Source organism: Echinicola strongylocentroti, assembly GCF_003260975.1.
Taxonomy (GTDB): Bacteria; Bacteroidota; Bacteroidia; order Cytophagales; family Cyclobacteriaceae; genus Echinicola; species Echinicola strongylocentroti.
Map to the genome: position 1 here is coordinate 2,661,539 of NZ_CP030041.1, position 17,336 is coordinate 2,678,874.

Consider the following 17,336-nt stretch of genomic DNA (forward strand, 5'->3'; position numbering starts at 1 on the left):
TGCAAATTAAAGTACGACACGAATGTTAAACCCATAAGACCTTACCCCTGGCAATAGGCCTGCCTCGAAATATGAATAACCATTGCCACCGGCAGCAAACTCAGACGGATCCAGTCCATCCACGTTGGAATGGATTAACCATAGGTTTTTGGCGATAAAAGCCACATTGGCAGAATGGATGGGCCACTTTGCCAGCAGTTTACTTGGCAAAGTGTAGCCCAACCTCACCTCTCTCAACTTCACATATGAAGCATCGTAAATGTACTCCTCGTGAACGCCGAACAGTCCTTTGTAGTGCTCTGATGGATCTACATAAATGGTCTGAACCCCTTCTCCTTCTACTACTCCTGTCACTGGAATACCTCCTCCTTGATCTACCGGATCACGTTTTGGATTACCCAAATCGTTCAGACCGGCAGTTTCTGCAGCTAGACCAGAATAAGGCAGGAACATTTTGGTCACCGAATAAAATTGTCCCCCTTTCTGAAAGTCCAAGAATGCCGTCAAGTCAAAGTTCTTGTAAGTAAATGTATTTCTGAATCCACCGGTAAAATCAGGCAATACCGTTCCCAGTTCCTGGTTTTGATTCTTCACGTAGCTGCCGTCATCATTGATCACAGGCAGGCCTGTCTCCTCATCATAGGTATATCCTGTACCGATCAGCGTACCCCAGGGCTCACCCACTTTGGCGTTTAGGGTCATCCCCCAATATGCGGACTGTAGCTGACGGTTTTCCTGATCCTGATATAGCTCGATGACCTCATTGGTATTTCTCGCAAAATTCAGGTTCATATCCCAAGTAAAATCTTGGTTGGTAACAGGTGTAGCCGTTAACATCACTTCTACCCCTTCACTACGGATATTTCCCGCATTTACCTTGGCCTCTGTAATCCCACTAGAACCAGGTACGGTCAAATCTATAATTTGATCTTTGTTGTCATTTCTATAATAGGTCACATCCAGTCCCAGTCTTCTCTGAAGAAACCTCAGGTCCACTCCCGCTTCGTAAGATGATGAAAGTGCCGGACGTAAGTTAGGGTTTGGATAGGTGTTTGGCACAGTCAATGCTGGCAATGACCCATATGGCGTACCCACATTATATACTTGGGCAATATCATAAGCTGATACATCAGAGCCCACCTGCGCATAACTCAACCTCAGCTTACCGAAGTTCAGGAAATTCGTGTTGCCCATCAGCTCAGTAAAGACAAAACTGGTAGAGATCGACGGATAGAAATAACTGTTATTGTTTTCCGGAAGTGCTGATGACCAATCATTCCTAGCTGTCAAATCAAGGAAAATGGTACTCATATAGCCTAGCGACAAGCTGCCGTATACACTTCGAACGGTTTTTTCACTATAGAAATTGGATACATCAGGACGGTCGATAGAAGCATCTATATTATAGAAGCCGGGTACCGACAGCCCTCCTTCGGTTTGCTCACCCATGGTGTCATAGAAGTTTCTTCTGATATTACCACCGGCATTGGCCACGACAGAGAAGCCGCCAAAATTCTTGTCATACTGAGCAAGGACCTCATAATTATCCTCTCTTCCGATTCGGGTACTCACATAGTATTCATCCAAATCCAAACCACCCGATGCCACTCGCTCTTCGATTTTTTGGTTAAAGAAATCTGTCCTGGCAAAACCAGACACGCTAAAGTTCTCTGTAAAGTCATACGTCAAACCAAAGTTACCGTATACACGGTCCCTCTTATCGTTTGGTGCATTTTCATAGGCTTCATAATATGGATTGTCCCAGTAGAGTGGACGGGTATTGCTCGGAGAGCGAATATTCCAAGTCCGGTAAGTACCATCTGGGTTTTTGTAATTTTCAAGCCTGTCCATATCCAGTTGCCGTTGAAACCACTGGTTAAAGGAGTTCACCGGATTTCTGCCCGTATAACCTGAAGCAGGCCGCCCCTGCCCTTGGGTACTGGTGAAGTTAAAGTTCAAGCTAGCTTTAAGCTTGTCTGTCAGCATCGTACTTCCGTTAAAGGAAACATTGTTTTTAAGCAATTCAGACCCAGGCATTACCCCTTTCTGATCGATATGGTTCAGCGACAGCCTGAACAACGTTTCCTCATCACCTCCTGACAGCGCAACGCCCGTATTCATGGTCACACCTGTCTCGAAAAAGTCCCTTACATTATTTTCATTTGGTAAAAGCGGACGTAACTCGCCAAAGCTCTCTCCCTCATACCAGCTGTCCCAATGTCTTACCATCTGACCTTCCATGCGCGGCCCCCAGCTTTCATCAGCGGCATAGTTTATCACTGGTTGACCATCAAATTCTGCCCAAGAAGCTGGATGGGTATCAGGGTTATACTCGAAAGAAGCCAACTCCTGGCTATAGCCCCCGGCATATTCATTTTGGTAATCCGGAAGGATATACACTTTTTCGAAAGTAGTACTGTGGTTGATCTCTACGCCGATACCTTTCCGTTCAGTACCTTTTTTGGTAGTAATGATGATCACTCCATTGGCAGCCCTATTCCCATAAAGTGCCGCTGCCGAAGGTCCTTTTAGGACAGAAATGGATTCGATATCATCTGGATTGATATCTGCGGCCAAGTTTCCGTAGTCCCTTCCCGAATAATCTTCATCGGGGGAAAAACTCCTATTCGAGATAGGGGTACCGTCCACCACAAAAAGCGGCGAACCACCGCTAAGGGAATTAATCCCTCTGAGACGGATGTTTTGAGAACCTCCAAGCGCAGCTCCGGAAGAACCGATCACCTGCACGCCGGCCACTTTACCGGCAAGAGAGCCTACCACGTTGGCCTCCCGAACACTGGACAGCTTATCTCCATCCACACTCTGAATAGCATATCCCAGTGAGCTCTCATCTCGTGACACGTTCAATGCCGTCACTACCACTTCATTCAGTGCTTTTACATCCGAAGTCATGACAACATCCACGACGCTGCGACCATCGATAGGCTCCTCTTCTGTAGCCATCCCAATAAATGAAAACACCAACACCTCCCCATCATCAGGAAGCTCCAAGGAATACTGACCATCCAAATTGGTCACCGCTCCTTTGGTGGTTCCTTTTACCAACACACTTACACCGGGTACTGGCTCCCCGTTTTCGGCCGAGGTAACCGTCCCTTTTACCGAAGATATCTGCGCAAAAGAAAATTGCGAAAATACCAACAGTAACGCGAACAATAGTACATTTTTTTTCATATGCGATACGTTTGATTTTGGAGTAAAGTAGATGCAGCATCCCAAAAAACAAACAGCAGCATTTTTCAACTAAAATTTTTATTGAAAAAAAATAGACTTAATAAACTGTATTTCAAGTAATTATTACCTAGAAAAATATTTTCAATTTTTTTAACTTTTTTTATACATCATATAATTATAGATACAGTAGTTAAATACTTAGTTTTTATAAAAAACAATAGCAGAACCTCTAACCAAGTTATATTTACAGAATTATAAATCCCTATTACACTTTTATACATTATATATTACTAAACAATGTATCGATACCGTACAGTTTAACTATAAAATTAGGAATACTTAAAAATGACTAAAATCATAAAATTTGATTTGAAATTTTATTTGTTATATTTATCATTATTCAAAATATTATCAATTTTTTTTAATAGGTATTTACAAAGACTTTATTTTTATTTATTTACATACTTTTGAAATTTTCAACTCTATTTTAAAACCTTATTTAAGGGTAAAAACATATATACTTAATATTTGATATAGTTTTTAAACCTATTTTTACAGTTTATACATTATTGAAATATTATTTACAAAGTATTTTATAGTATTATTAACTCAATAAATGGCCATTGATTATAAACTCGATAAAAAACAATAGATACTTTTTTATTACATTTAATATTTATATTATTTTATTTAACAACGTAAAAAATTAATTTTTACTATAAAAACACAGTATCAACCATTTATAGACAAAACAGAAAAGAAAAATTAGAATGTAACAATAGAAACCCTAAGCTATTCATGACCAAACCCATCTAAGGCATTAGAAAATCTATTCTATACGGCGGGTAAAAAATACAATAATCGATAACTAAGATTGAAGACATAAAAAAACCTCATCAAAACACACCTGATAGCGCGCTCCAATGAGGTTCTAGTATAAAATATGTGTTAAATTATATCAACTATATAATTATTTATAAAAATAAAAACTCAACATAGAAAATACAAAAATGCATCAACCACCTCAACATCATTAATACTCCAATCTATATGCCGCCACCTTATCCTTCATAAAGGTAGGTACAAACACTAGGTTCTCTTCTTCCAAGTATCCAATATCTGCGGTATTTGACTTGTCATTTTTGGTATCAAGGAGCTTGGTTTCATTGTCACCTTGGATGATCCATATTTCTCCCGCCCATCGGCTAGCCAAATAATTCCCATTGCCCAAAATAATAAGGCCGTCACCACCTGTCACTGTGCTGTTCAATACTTCATGCGTTCCATCAGCAGCATATTTTTTCAGTCCTGCGCCATCCAACCCATGCAACACACCGTCTTCATCTACGCGCAGACCATTGATATTTTCCTGCCCCTCTGCCAAAGTACTGATCTCACCATCTTCAAGCACATGGATCAATCCCTTTTCCATATCGGAGAAGTAAACCTTGTTACCATGTACATCTATGTCATTTAGGAAGCTTGCTCCCTCTACGACATAGGTATTTATTATTTCACCTTTTTCAATATCGATTTCTACAATATCATCGATATCTGTCACATAGAGCTTTCCATCCAAGATTCCCATGCCTTTTGGCCCGTCCATACCAGTCACCCATTCACGTTCCAATATTTCACCATCTTTCGAAATGATAGATATAAAACCTTCGCCGTCATGGTCGCGGGCATCACCATCAATATTTGCGACATAAATGGTTCCTGTCGAAGGATCCACCAAAACGGACTCACAGGTCGTCAACTCAGCAGGAGTTTCCCATACAAGGGTCAGGGAAGGCTCCACCACCTCCTCTTCCACCACGACCACCTCTTCCTGAGCCTGCTCTTTATTTTCACTACCTCCACATTGCCAATAAAGCATGGGAGCAACGGTCATAAGCAATAATACTCGATTGTGTTTTTTCATATCCAGTGTTTTTATGGTTAGTGTAAATACAAGAATCTTTTACTAAAATTAGTAAATTTTCATACCTTTTAATAAGTTTTGCCTTCTCCTATTATAAACAGATAGACGAATATTTGTTTAAACCCATTTTATACCGCTAATCATTATCTTTTCGGAACCTAACGGGTTTTGCTATACCTTATCTATAAAAATCATTTGTATGAAAAAATTATTTCTACCAAAAGTCAGCTCTTTACTGCTATTAGCAGCACTGAGCTGTAACGAAAAACCCACCCAAGTAGATTACACCACGCTTTCTGACGAAGCTAGACTGGAAGCAGCCAAAGAAATCGCCCATGAGACCATCATGGTGGATGGGCATGTCGACCTGCCCTACCGTATGAAAGTAGGAGGCTTCACGCTCCAACGTGAAATCCTGGATGTTTCTGAAAGAACAGACGGTGGAAACTTTGATTTCCCAAGGGCCAAGGAAGGCGGATTGGACGCTCCCTTTATGTCCATCTACCTGCCTGCCCGTTACCAACAAACCGGTGGTGCAAAAACCTTGGCCGATTCGCTCATCCTGATGACCAAGCGCCTGGCAGAGACATGGCCTGAGAAATTTGCCATGGCCAACAGCCCTGATGATATCGAAGCCAATTTCAAAGCGGGAAAAATCTCTCTCCCCATGGGCATGGAGAACGGCGCAGGTATCGAAGACGACATCAACAATGTAGCCTACTTTCATGAAAAAGGCATTCGCTACATCACGCTTACCCATGGTAAGGACAACCTCATAGGCGATTCCTCCTACGATACCAGCAGGACTCACGGCGGACTCACCACATTTGGTGAGCAGGTAGTGAAAGAAATGAACCGTGTCGGCATCATGGTGGACATCTCGCATGTCTCTGACGACACATTTTATGACGTCATGAAACTAACGGATGTACCCGTCATTGCCTCCCACAGCTCATGTAGAAAATACACCCCGGGATTTGAGCGGAACATGGATGATGAAATGATCAAGCTGCTCGGAAAGAAAAAAGGCGTCATCATGATCAACTTTGGCGGAAGCTTCATTGACGGAGACTATAATGAAAGAACTGCTGAAGTGCGCGAGCACATCGTCAACTGGCTGGCAAAAAACGAACTTAGCCGCTCGGACTCCGCAGCTCAAGTATACATCAAAAAGTACGTTGCTGAGCATAACGTCTTTCCGGACGTAACCCTCGTCGCAGATCATATTGATCATGTCGTAAAGATCGCAGGCATTGACCATGTAGGTCTGGGATCGGATTTTGATGGAGTAGGTGACTCCCTGCCCAATGGCCTTAAAGATGTCTCGATGTACCCTAACTTGATTGCTGAATTGCTCAAGAGGGGTTACAGCAAAGACGATGTCGAAAAAATCTGCTACAAAAATGTTTTCCGCGTGTGGCGAGCTGTAGAAACGGCTGCGGAAAACTCTTGATCCTTCTTGATCTTTTTAGTCAGTCGATGGTCCACAGACGACCGTCGACTGACTACTGATTATTACTGATTACCGCATCACCTACTATTCATCAAAAAGATACCAGCCATTGGGATCCACTACTATCTTTTCATCACTTTTAATCCTCACGGCATCTGAAGATAGCTCTACCACCTCTATACCATCGGAAGTTTTGATTTCTACGGGCAGGCTAAAATCGACATTGCTCAAACGAACATCATAGCGTCGTTTACGCTTCCGCTTCACCTTCAGCTTGGGCAACTTGGTAGAGTAAAGGTATATATCAAAAAAGCCCTCTAAGTCCTTCCCTGAATATTGCTCCGCAAAGTCCACAAAGTCTTTGGTGGTGACCTGATGAGTGTAGGTAAACCTATCTTCCTGTAAGAAGGCCTTCAGCATAGGAAAGAACACCTCGTCCCCCATCACAAACCGAAGCGAGTGCATTACAAAAGCACCCTTCGTATAAATATCAGGATGATAGGCCTCGGCACTGTTGATATTGTCCCCCTTTACCAATGGAGCCTCATTCTCAATTTGTTTTTTGGTGGCGGCAGCACGTTCAAGGTAGGCCTCCATGCCAGCATTTTTTTCATAATAGAGCAGGTCCCCGTAAGAGCAGATCCCTTCATGGATCCAAAAATCCTTCCAATCGCCCACAGACACCTTATTACCCCACCACTCATGCCCCAATTCATGGTGCAGCAGCCTGTCAAAGGCAGTATCCCCTACTTTGGTATATTGAAAGTTATTGCCGTAGGCATTGATGGTCTGATGCTCCATCCCTAGATAGGGCGTCTCTACCACGGCTATTTTGTCCTTCGGAAAAGGATAGGGACCAAAGTACTTCTCTTGGGTCTGGACGCTATTTTCCAATACTCTTAGCAAGCCTGGTGCATTTTCCTTATGTTCGGTGAGGACATAAACCTCCATCGGAACCTTACTTCCATCTGTGGAAGTATATGCTTTTGTCAATTCATGAAAACGCCCCATCGTAAAATTCACATTATAATTACTGATGGGATAGGATGTCGCCCATTGGTAATAGCTATACCCAGAGCTAGTGGCCTGATTCAATAAACGACCATTCGCTGCCACGAAATAAGGAAAAGGAACTTTAATATAAAGATCCACCCCATTGGATGCCTTGCTGGAGGGATGGTCCAGGCAGGGCATGAAAATCTTACCTCCCTCTCGCTGACAGGAAAGCCCCACCCAGTGATCACCATTGCTGTCTTCACTCCAGGTAAAACCTCCTGACCACGGTGGATTTTCAGCCACCGGTGGCCGACCTCTGTAGTAAATCTTCACCTGCTGCGAAAGGCTATCGGGATAAATATCCAAAATGTCATCATGATGTTCAAATCGCTGCACCCTCCCGTTGCTTTCCACCTTGACCACTTCATAATTGGAGATGAGATCTAGACGAAGCGTATCCAAAGTCCCTAGTGGACGATAAGTCATTTCCATCACGGCATTGATCCCCTTGATCTTAGGCAGGATCTCCAAGTCCAATGAATAATGGACTACTTCAAACTGTTCTTGCAGCGGATCCATCTCTCCTCCCCACGTCCAATCATCTTGTGCCAATGCATCACCTGCCAGGAGCAAAGAAACAACTGCTCCGGCCAGAAAACATTTTACACACTTTTCCCACCATTTGATTCCGAATAACTCTCTTTTCATTGTCGCTGAAGTCGCCTTAAAGTAAAACTTAAAAGTAGAACGTTATTTACACATTACAAAACACTTTTGTCATGGCTGACAACACCAATTTTCAGCACTACCCACCTATATTCCCTAATATATTACTTTTACGGATTTATTTTAAAGGAAACGCAATAATTAAACCAACATTAATCCAATTATCATTGGGAATACTGCTTATAAAGCTTATATTTATTGCGCTTGCAAGTCACAAAATTGCTTTTTGGCTTCTTTTTTTTTAATGGATAAAACATACTTAAGCATGTCTTTTTGTAAATCATTTCTCTTCTTTTTACTGACTTTTTGTACTTGGCTACTTATGGCTCATCCCCAGCTGAGCCATGCTGCGCCATTTAGACAGGACACTACGATTGAAAACCAACCTCGTTTTGGAATATTCAAAAAAGATCATGGGAAGCACAAGGCCACCATAGAAAACACCGTCGAATCCCACAAAGAAATGAACCGCGACACTTCGTGGGTAAAAGTAGGGGGAGCACTACGACTCAACACCATCTATGCCATCTACGAAGGACAGACATTCCCGTTAGGCACCAATTCCAGGAATGAATGGACCTGGGACACCTGGAGGATCAATGTCGATTCTTATTCGGATGGTTTGCAGTTTGCTTTCGAGTACCGTTTTTACCCGACTTTCAACACCCATTTTATAAAATACGGGTGGATCGGCTATCGTTTTTCAGAAAAATACAATCTCCAACTGGGCATTACCCAAGTCCCCTTTGGCTTGCTGACCTATGCCTCACATAGCTGGTGGTTTCAGATCCCTTATTATCTAGGCTTGGAAGATGACCACCAGATGGGGTTTAATCTGACCCATAACCGAGCAAACTGGACATTTAACCTCGCCTATTTCCCATTGTCCGAACCAAGGGGCACCAATGATCCTGCTTTTGGGGAGTATAGCACTGCGCGCTATTCTTACGACGTGGTCCCCATTGACGGCAACAGCAACATCGAACGCAACCAACTGAACCTAAGGGCCAATTACCACTTGGATGACTGGAAACTAGGAGGGTCATTCCAGGTGATGGAGATTTATAACCAACAAACCACCCACAGTGGTAACCAGCTGGCGGCTGCACTCCATGCCGAATGGTCAAATGTACCATGGAATTTTAAAACTGAAATCATCTATTATGGTTATAACAATGTCCAAGATGATGACGGCAGGTTGCTGAACAGCGTCCAGATGGGGGCTTATGGATTTGGCACCTATGATGTGGCAAGCGAGGCAATGGTATATGTCATTGGTTTGGCGCATGACTTCCCTGTGGACTGGGGGCCTATTTCGAATGTCCAAGTATATAACGACTACAGCTTGATCCAAAAATTTGGGGAGATGCCCATCAACGGTGTGCTCACTCCCTTCCAAAAAACACAACAAAATGTCTTGGGAGCCTTGATTACCGCTGGCAAGATCTATACTTACGTGGACGCCGCCATGGGCTATAATCACTCCTGGATCAGTGATGCATTTGGCGGAAACTCCATGGGACCGGGCCGAGGCATTGATTATCAGGCACCTGTATCGGACGACAACCCGATCGACCCTGACCCTGGCTGGAACACCCGAATCAACATTAATATAGGTTACTATTTCTAAACACCTTTTCTATGCTAAAAAAATATTTTGATGTACACGCGCCTGTTTTTTGGCCCGCCTCTATACTGATCATTGTCTTCATTACCGTGACATTGGTCGTAGGAGAGCCAATGGAAAAAGCATTTGATGCGGTGAAGTTTTTTATCACGGACAAAACGGGGTGGCTATTTATCATCGCCATCAATATTTTCATTGTGTTCTGCTTCTACCTGGCCTTTAGTAAATACGGCAACATACGACTTGGCGGCAAAGATGCAGAAACGGAGTTTTCCACCTCCGCTTGGTTCGCTATGCTCTTCAGTGCCGGGATGGGTATTGGCTTATTGTTTTGGGGGGTGGCAGAGCCAGTTTCCCATTACGCCAAGCCTCCTTATGGGGAGCCCTTTAGCATTGCCTCAGCCCAACGGGGCATGAACCTTACTTTTCTGCACTGGGGATTTCACGCTTGGGCCATCTATGCGGTCGTGGCCCTTTCACTGGCCTTCTTTACCTTTAACAGAAAACTTCCATTGACCATCCGCTCGATCTTTTACCCCATTTTGGGTGATCGCATCCACGGGTGGATCGGAGATGTCATCGATGTCATGGCGGTACTGGCGACTTTATTTGGCTTGGCCACTTCCTTGGGCTTTGGGGTGAGACAGATTAATGGTGGTCTAAATTATCTCTTCGGAATAGATATTTCAGTGACCGTTCAGGTCTTGCTGATCTGTGGTATCACACTCATGGCTACGGCCTCGGTATTTTCAGGCTTGGACAAAGGTGTGCGCTTCCTTAGTGAGTGGAACGTCCGAATTGCCGCCGCCCTGTTGATTTTCGTACTCATAGCCGGGCCCACCGTGTATATTATGAGAGGTTTTGTCCAGAATCTTGGAAATTACCTAAACCAATTTATCGCTGTATCCACTTGGACGGAAGCCTATCGTGACAATGAATGGCAAGGAACCTGGACCATATTTTACTGGGCTTGGTGGGTTTCCTGGTCCCCTTTTGTGGGCATGTTTATCGCCCGTATCTCCAAAGGAAGGACCATCAGGGAGTTTATTTTAGGCGTACTTTTGGTGCCTGCCTTATTGACGTTCTTCTGGCTTACCGCCATGGGAGGAAGTGCCATCTTTATGGACATGCAAAATGAAACACACGACTTTGCCAGTGCCATCATCAAGGATGAATCCACCGCCTTATTTGTATTTCTACATGAATTTCCGTTCAGCACACTTGGTTCTGGCATCGGAGTGTTATTGGTCATGAGCTTCTTTGTCACTTCTTCTGATTCCGGTTCATTAGTGATCGATAGCATCACGGCGGGAGGAAAACTAGATGCTCCGGTAGGACAGCGCATCTTTTGGGCACTTACAGAAGGGGCTGTGGCAGCCGTTTTGCTGATCGGCGGCGGGCTGACAGCGCTCCAGACGGCCACTATTACTACGGGGCTGCCGTTTTTGATCGTTCTTCTTATTATGTGCTATAGCCTCTTTAGGGGATTACAGAAAGAACACGCTCGAAAAGAAGCCCTCAAACAGGATATCAACAGGAAAAATTACGAGAAGAACCTCACCGAAATCATCAAAAAGAACCTCCCTAAAGACACGCCAAAATGAAAAACTTAAAAAACATAGCACTATGTGTCGACCTGACCGATATGGACAGCTTACTATTGAACTACATCAAAAAGCTGGATGATGCCTTTGAGTTCAATAGCCTGACTGTCCTCCACCTTATCGAACTGGAGGAGTTTTCGGATAACATCCAGTCGCTCCTGCCAAACTTGGGAAAAAGCATCATTCAAGTGCTCGAATCTGAAATCCAGGAAAAGGTAGACAGTGTATTTGACAGCAACCCAAATATCAACATTCATGTACACAGTGGTGGCAATGTAGAGGATTTTGCAAATTATATTGACAGCCAAAAATTCGACCTGCTGCTAATGGGCAAAAAAAGCAGCCACTTCGGCGCCGGTATCCTTAGCGGCAGGGTGGCCCGATTGACGTCATGTGACACCTTATTCCTTCCAGAGATCGCTGTCCCCTCTTTTGACAACATCTCCTTGGCATTGGACTTTAGTTCGTATTCTGAAAAACTTCTTCAGCTAGGGACCAATTTATCCAAAAAAGTCCATGGCAAACTTCACCCAATTCATGTCATTAAGGTTGGGATTCAATATTTTCCCTACATCAAAAATTACAATAAGATCAGTGAGGAGCTGGAGAAAGAAGCCTTAAAATCCTATAAAAAACTACAAAAACAGTATGGACTGTCCAGTCCCCTGACCATTATCAAGGACAATGAACAACACATCAGCCGGCTAATTTATAATAATGCCGTGCTTACTTCAGCAAACCTGATCCTTGTGGGAAACAAAGGAAAAAAAGATGAAGGAGACCTTCTGATCGGCAGTGTAGCAGAACAACTGATCGCCTATGACAAAAATCTCCCTGTATGGATAGTCAAATAAAAAAGCCCCTTAATCGGGGCTTTTCTTAATCTTCTTCAAGGGTATTATAGCTATCTACTTGCTCCATCACCCAGTCCTTGTATTTTTGGACGCGATAATCCAACCATTTCTGCTTGTAATTATTGGACTCTTCAATCAGGAAAGTAAACCTTTCCATGGCCTTGCTCTTGGTCAGTGCATCATATAAGTCCTCCTGAAAGGATCTATTATCCACAAACCGTTCGGTAAATTGCTCCATAATCAATGACTCCTGAGCAGGCTCCATTTTAATGAACTCCGCGTAATTCATTGGGTCCGCATCAACCTCATCCAACAAGTCCTCTTCCTCAGTGGTCAAATTCTCATTAAAATTCTCTTCTTCATCAGGGAGATGGTGAATGATTTTTTTATCTTCCTGATAATAGCAAACCTTGCCTTTCAATAAATAATTGGCAATCGTGTCAATCTCTTTTTCTGTTAGTTTAAGCATTGGTTTATGTATGTGAAACTAAATTTGTTAGAAAAATAATTAATGGTGCATAAAAATCAAATTAGGATCAGCTTCATTTAGGATTAATTTTGACCCTCGCTCCTAACATTCACAACAAAGTTTGGAGAAAATCGCCTGACAACAGCCCTGAAGGCACAAAAAAGAATATTTTAGCTGCTTTTTTTACTTTAAAAAAAGATTTCTTTTTCTCGCTTAATTTACCCAGTGCTTACCTTGCCCACGCGGTCCACGATCTTGTGGACAATCTGGTCCAACTCAACACATGAAGCCTCTATTTCTTCCAAAAACTTGGCGTCCACCTCTTCATCCACCCCAAATCCTTTGACACATTCCACCAAGCCCATCAACCGTGACAACGGCGCCCTAAACTCATGGGACTGCATCCATGTGATCGCGCTCAGCTCTTGGTTTTGACGCTCTATTTTCTCGATATAGGACTTGATTTTAGTCAGGTCCTGCATGGTACCTACCATTCTTGTGGCTACGCCCTTTTCATTATAGATCACAAAGCCTTTGTCAAAAACATGGGCATAACTTCCATCATTTTTTTGGTACCTGTATTCCACTTCCCACCGGCTCTTCTTTTTGGACAGGACATGTTGCTCCATTCCTTTCAGCACACGCTCCCGGTCATCTGAATGGATACGGTCTACCCAATGCTCTATTGAACTGGTTCCACTGGCCAACTTATACCCAAACAACCCTTCATAATTTTCATTCCAATAGATACTTTTGCTTTCAAAAGACCATTCCCAAACAGCTTCATCCGAGGCTTTTGCCACAAAATCATACCGCATATCTATCATTTTTATCACATGATTGGCCTGTTGGAGCGCCGTAATATCATTAAAAATAATCAAGGTGCCACGCTTCCCCCTACTATAATAAAATGTACTCGCCCTAAACAACACCTGCAATTGCTTTCCGTCTTTGGCCATCAATTGGGCACTACCACTTTCCCTGTCTTTATTAGCGAGTTGGCTATTTACATTCTTCAGGAAATTTTGGTACTTGGCTTCAGAGTCAAAAAAAACAGGCAAACTACCAAAATCTCCTTTATGCTTGTCCACATCAAAGAGCTCACATGCGCTCGGGTTAAGATAGATGATCTTATTTTCAGGAGAAAGCACCATCATACCATTCTCGATTTGCTTCACGATCTTCCCTGCCGCAATGTACGAGGAGACATCAAACAGCTTGTATTTTCTCAATGCAATCACCGCAGCCACCGAAAAACTGGTCAGTGTAGTGGAAGTCACAGGAATATCCGTTAGTCCCTGTGAAGAAAAGTAAAATTGCGTCACCACTCCCTGTATCACTGGCAATACAGCCCCCAAAAACAATACTAATATCTGCCTCTTCATGATCGGAGAATGACGTTTGTCAAAAGCAGAATAGAGCAGCACTGCCAAGCCCATCATCGCCAGTAAAGCCACCCAACCACGGCTGTGTAAATCATAAGACCCCGGACGTACTCCAGTAATGTACCCCCAGTTTTCGTCATAACTAAGGATCACTTCGTCCAAATTAGCCAAATAAACCACATACAACACTGCCGAGATGCCATAGATAGCAATGAGAAAAAAACGGCTCTTGATAAAAGGTTGATCAGTATAATAGCTCACAAAATGCAGGATTACCGCTCCAATAAACATCCATCCGAAATCCAACGAGCGAGAGATGTGACATGCCATATCATAATCGATATTAAGCCGCATCAAAGTATCCTGTAGTTGCCACACAACCAATGACACTACAAACAGCAGAAAAATATTGGTTTCTCTATTACTGGGATAGATCCAAAATATATAACCAAAGATCGCCACATTGAACAATGCGGGGATCAGTGAAATGGCAATATAAAACAGGTTTATATCTTCAAACATACAAAGTAGGGCAAGTGAGTAGTTAAGTGTGTCGTTAATCTTGCCGGGCAAATCCCCTACAACAAATCAAACGCACAATCATACCTTAAATATACTTTTTTGCGTATTACATACACAATTATTCCTCACAAACGTTCAAAAAATCAAGAAATATTTCAGTAAAATAGATGAATAAACCTATAACCTAATCACAGTACGTATTATATGCTTGTTTTACCAGCAGATTAGGTGTCAAGCTGTATATCCGGGGAATTTTCGACACCCTTCCTTAAACCCGGTTTAAATGCCGTTTAGTTAAGGGCATTTCCTCCTTTTCATATACCTAAAAGTCTTTTTTTTGATTGACTTTGGCTGGGGAAACCTGATCATCTTGGTGGATTTTATCCTTTTCCTTTTTTCCATTGATGAAAAAAGAAAGAAAAAAATCTAGGCCGGTGGTATGCCTTTTAAAATGGAACATGGATTTACCCTGCGACCGAGATCCGTCACCCATTTTAATTTCCACCCGATGGCTACGACCTAAAAGTGAGTGGGTCTCGCTGTTCCACGACGCGAGCCAACTCACTTTCTTAACGGCCTCCACCATCGGCTGGAAAACAGGCATACCAAGGGCCGTAATTAAGGAAGCGATACCTTTTTTGGCTCAGGAGGACTTATAGTTCTCGCTCAACTTGGTTACTTAAGAAAATATACCACTACATGGAATAATGATGATAATTTATCCATAAGAAACTTATTAATCGGATCCGCCTTGCAGGTATTGGGCGTTAAGAAATTAAAAAGCGGGTGGGCAAAAAGGCAGGCTTGTTTGACGAAATACTAGCCAAAAAGAATGTTGGCTGCTAGAAAAGGAGGAGTTTGCCTGCATGAGGGAAGGTTTTAATTTTAGGCCAATAGATGCACAGCGGCGGGGTTTTTTGGTTACTTTTTTGACCTGAAGCAAAAAAGTAACAAAGGTAAAGGGATGAAAAACACCTAGGAATTTAGCTAGAAAAATAACTGCCCAAGGAAAAAATATAGAACCCATATTTTCCAGATACACACTAACTAAACGGCATTGAACCCGGTTTATGCATTAGGAATCGTGATGAGGTTTGAAACTACAAGAAAATCAGGCTGTTTGGAGATTGAGGCATAGCACCGCTATGGTGAAATCGAAAACAGCAGCGAAGCGACTGATTTTGAAGTAGGTTCATACCGCAATAGATAGGCTAATGCATATTCCGGGTTTAAGAAAAAAATCAGCGCAAATCATACTCATCTGCGCCAGCAGTGTTTTATTAGTGCTCCCCCTACTTTTCAGCTTGATTCCACATTGGGTATGACAAAAAAACCATCCGCTATAAAACGGATGGTTTTTTGATTAATAAACCCCTAATTAAAATTATAATTATAGCCTAAAACTAATAGAATTTTCTGATAATACCGTCCTGTACCATCTTGTATATTAGTTTTTTGGAGTATAACGACTATTTCTCTAAGCTGACCTGCCAGTTCCAGGCATCCCTCAATGCTTCCTCCAATCCAAACTGCGGTGTCCAACCAAGGACTTTGGAAACCTTATCGGTATTTGCCCACACTTTTTCTATGTCTCCCGATCTTCTTGGGCCTATTTCATAATTCAGTGTTTTTCCACTTACTTTTTCAAACACCTTGACCACTTCCATGACCGAGTTACCGTTTCCTGTGCCCACATTGAACAAGTCGAAAAAGGTATCCTGCTGGTTTTCCAAGTATTGAATAGATTTCACATGGGCATCAGCCAGATCCATCACATGGATATAATCCCTGATACAAGTTCCGTCAGGAGTGTCATAATCATCTCCAAAGACGGTGATTTTTTCACGGATGCCGGCCCCTGTCTGAGTGACAAAAGGCACCAAATTAGCAGGGACCCCCAAAGGCAGCTCGCCGATAAGCGAAGAAGGATGGGCTCCAATAGGATTAAAGTAGCGAAGCGCCACTACTCTGGCTGCAGCCCCACTTTTTACATGATCCGTTAAAATGTCCTCGCATATCTTCTTGGTATTTCCGTATGGGCTCTCAGCGTCTTTTCTGGGAGTGGACTCCTTGACAGGAAGCTCGTCAGGCTGACCGTACACGGTACAGGAAGAAGAAAAAACAATGTCCTTGACACCAAATGTCTTCATGGTCTCCAACAGGACAATCAATGAATTGATGTTATTGCTGTAATAGGTCAGTGGAATTTGGGTGCTTTCTCCTACTGCCTTGGAAGCTGCAAAGTGAATGACCCCTTTAAGACTGTTTTCCTTGAAGACACCATGCATAAACTCACGGTCATTGCAGTCCCCTTCATAGTGCTTAACTTTTTTTCCTAAGATTTTTTCAAGTCCAGCAAGCACATCTTGGTTGGAGTTTGAAAAATTGTCAACGATAATAGGTTCATAACCGGCGTTAACGAGCGCTACTGCGGTGTGCGAACCGATGTACCCCGCTCCACCTGTAATTAAGATTTGCTGCATGAAATTATAGTTATTTTACTAGGGTTAATAGCATATCAAGTGATGTGAAGACAAATATAAATTAATCCATTCAGGCATGAAATTTTTGGCCCTTTTTA

11 protein-coding genes are annotated in these 17,336 nt (G+C 42.8%); 4 read left to right on the forward strand and 7 right to left on the reverse strand.

The annotated features are described in order from the left end of the window. Positions 1–6 precede the first annotated feature (6 nt). Entirely contained in the window at positions 7–3,195 is a 3,189-nt protein-coding gene (locus DN752_RS10300) for a SusC/RagA family TonB-linked outer membrane protein (RefSeq protein ID WP_112783864.1), read from the reverse strand. A 1,033-nt stretch (positions 3,196–4,228) separates the two neighbouring features. Next, entirely contained in the window at positions 4,229–5,119 is an 891-nt protein-coding gene (locus tag DN752_RS10305; RefSeq protein ID WP_112783865.1) for an SMP-30/gluconolactonase/LRE family protein, read from the reverse strand. A gap of 199 nt (positions 5,120–5,318) precedes the next feature. Between DN752_RS10305 and DN752_RS10310 the strand changes: the two genes are divergently transcribed. Next, positions 5,319–6,572: a dipeptidase gene (locus tag DN752_RS10310; protein WP_112783866.1), complete on the forward strand. Its 1,254-nt coding sequence runs from the start codon at positions 5,319–5,321 to the stop codon at positions 6,570–6,572. Positions 6,573–6,656: 84 nt separating this feature from the next. Here DN752_RS10310 and DN752_RS10315 read toward each other — a convergent pair whose 3' ends face one another. Beyond that, complete coding sequence (locus DN752_RS10315) at positions 6,657–8,276, reverse strand: M1 family metallopeptidase (protein WP_112783867.1); 1,620 nt, start codon at positions 8,274–8,276, stop codon at positions 6,657–6,659. Between the two features lie 283 nt (positions 8,277–8,559). Between DN752_RS10315 and DN752_RS10325 the strand changes: the two genes are divergently transcribed. From DN752_RS10325 to DN752_RS10335, 3 genes are read left to right on the forward strand one after another with little or no spacing between them, the layout of a single operon-like run. Then, positions 8,560–9,924, forward strand: coding sequence for a hypothetical protein (locus DN752_RS10325; RefSeq protein ID WP_112786496.1), 1,365 nt, complete (start codon positions 8,560–8,562; stop codon positions 9,922–9,924). An 11-nt stretch (positions 9,925–9,935) separates the two neighbouring features. Beyond that, complete coding sequence (locus DN752_RS10330; protein ID WP_112783869.1) at positions 9,936–11,525, forward strand: BCCT family transporter; 1,590 nt, start codon at positions 9,936–9,938, stop codon at positions 11,523–11,525. After that, positions 11,522–12,379, forward strand: a complete 858-nt coding sequence (locus DN752_RS10335; protein WP_112783870.1) for a universal stress protein — start codon at positions 11,522–11,524, stop codon at positions 12,377–12,379. Before DN752_RS10330 ends, DN752_RS10335 begins: the two co-directional genes overlap by 4 nt. Before the next feature lie 25 nt (positions 12,380–12,404). Here DN752_RS10335 and DN752_RS10340 read toward each other — a convergent pair whose 3' ends face one another. From DN752_RS10340 to galE, 4 genes are all read right to left on the reverse strand, one after another. Beyond that, on the reverse strand, positions 12,405–12,848 hold the full coding sequence (locus DN752_RS10340) for a UPF0158 family protein (RefSeq protein WP_112783871.1): 444 nt from the start codon (positions 12,846–12,848) through the stop codon (positions 12,405–12,407). A gap of 218 nt (positions 12,849–13,066) precedes the next feature. After that, complete coding sequence (locus DN752_RS10345; protein ID WP_112783872.1) at positions 13,067–14,755, reverse strand: PAS domain-containing protein; 1,689 nt, start codon at positions 14,753–14,755, stop codon at positions 13,067–13,069. Positions 14,756–15,077: 322 nt separating this feature from the next. Beyond that, positions 15,078–15,359 (reverse strand): hypothetical protein, encoded by a 282-nt coding sequence (locus tag DN752_RS24460; RefSeq protein ID WP_162633081.1) that lies wholly within the window; start codon positions 15,357–15,359, stop codon positions 15,078–15,080. An 865-nt stretch (positions 15,360–16,224) separates the two neighbouring features. Continuing rightward, positions 16,225–17,238, reverse strand: coding sequence for a UDP-glucose 4-epimerase GalE (gene galE, locus DN752_RS10350; RefSeq protein WP_112783873.1), 1,014 nt, complete (start codon positions 17,236–17,238; stop codon positions 16,225–16,227). Positions 17,239–17,336: the final 98 nt, after the last annotated feature.

Bases quoted from the DNA above. Each gene is read 5' to 3' on its own strand.
- DN752_RS10330 (WP_112783869.1), top strand. From the start codon at position 9,936: ATGCTAAAAAAATATTTTGATGTACACGCGCCTGTTTTTTGGCCCGCC.
- DN752_RS10300 (WP_112783864.1), bottom strand. From the start codon at position 3,195: ATGAAAAAAAATGTACTATTGTTCGCGTTACTGTTGGTATTTTCGCAA.
- DN752_RS10315 (WP_112783867.1), bottom strand. From the start codon at position 8,276: ATGAAAAGAGAGTTATTCGGAATCAAATGGTGGGAAAAGTGTGTAAAA.
- DN752_RS10310 (WP_112783866.1), top strand. From the start codon at position 5,319: ATGAAAAAATTATTTCTACCAAAAGTCAGCTCTTTACTGCTATTAGCA.
- galE (WP_112783873.1), bottom strand. From the start codon at position 17,238: ATGCAGCAAATCTTAATTACAGGTGGAGCGGGGTACATCGGTTCGCAC.
- DN752_RS10305 (WP_112783865.1), bottom strand. From the start codon at position 5,119: ATGAAAAAACACAATCGAGTATTATTGCTTATGACCGTTGCTCCCATG.
- DN752_RS10335 (WP_112783870.1), top strand. From the start codon at position 11,522: ATGAAAAACTTAAAAAACATAGCACTATGTGTCGACCTGACCGATATG.
- DN752_RS10340 (WP_112783871.1), bottom strand. From the start codon at position 12,848: ATGCTTAAACTAACAGAAAAAGAGATTGACACGATTGCCAATTATTTA.
- DN752_RS10345 (WP_112783872.1), bottom strand. From the start codon at position 14,755: ATGTTTGAAGATATAAACCTGTTTTATATTGCCATTTCACTGATCCCC.
- DN752_RS24460 (WP_162633081.1), bottom strand. From the start codon at position 15,359: ATGCCTGTTTTCCAGCCGATGGTGGAGGCCGTTAAGAAAGTGAGTTGG.
- DN752_RS10325 (WP_112786496.1), top strand. From the start codon at position 8,560: ATGTCTTTTTGTAAATCATTTCTCTTCTTTTTACTGACTTTTTGTACT.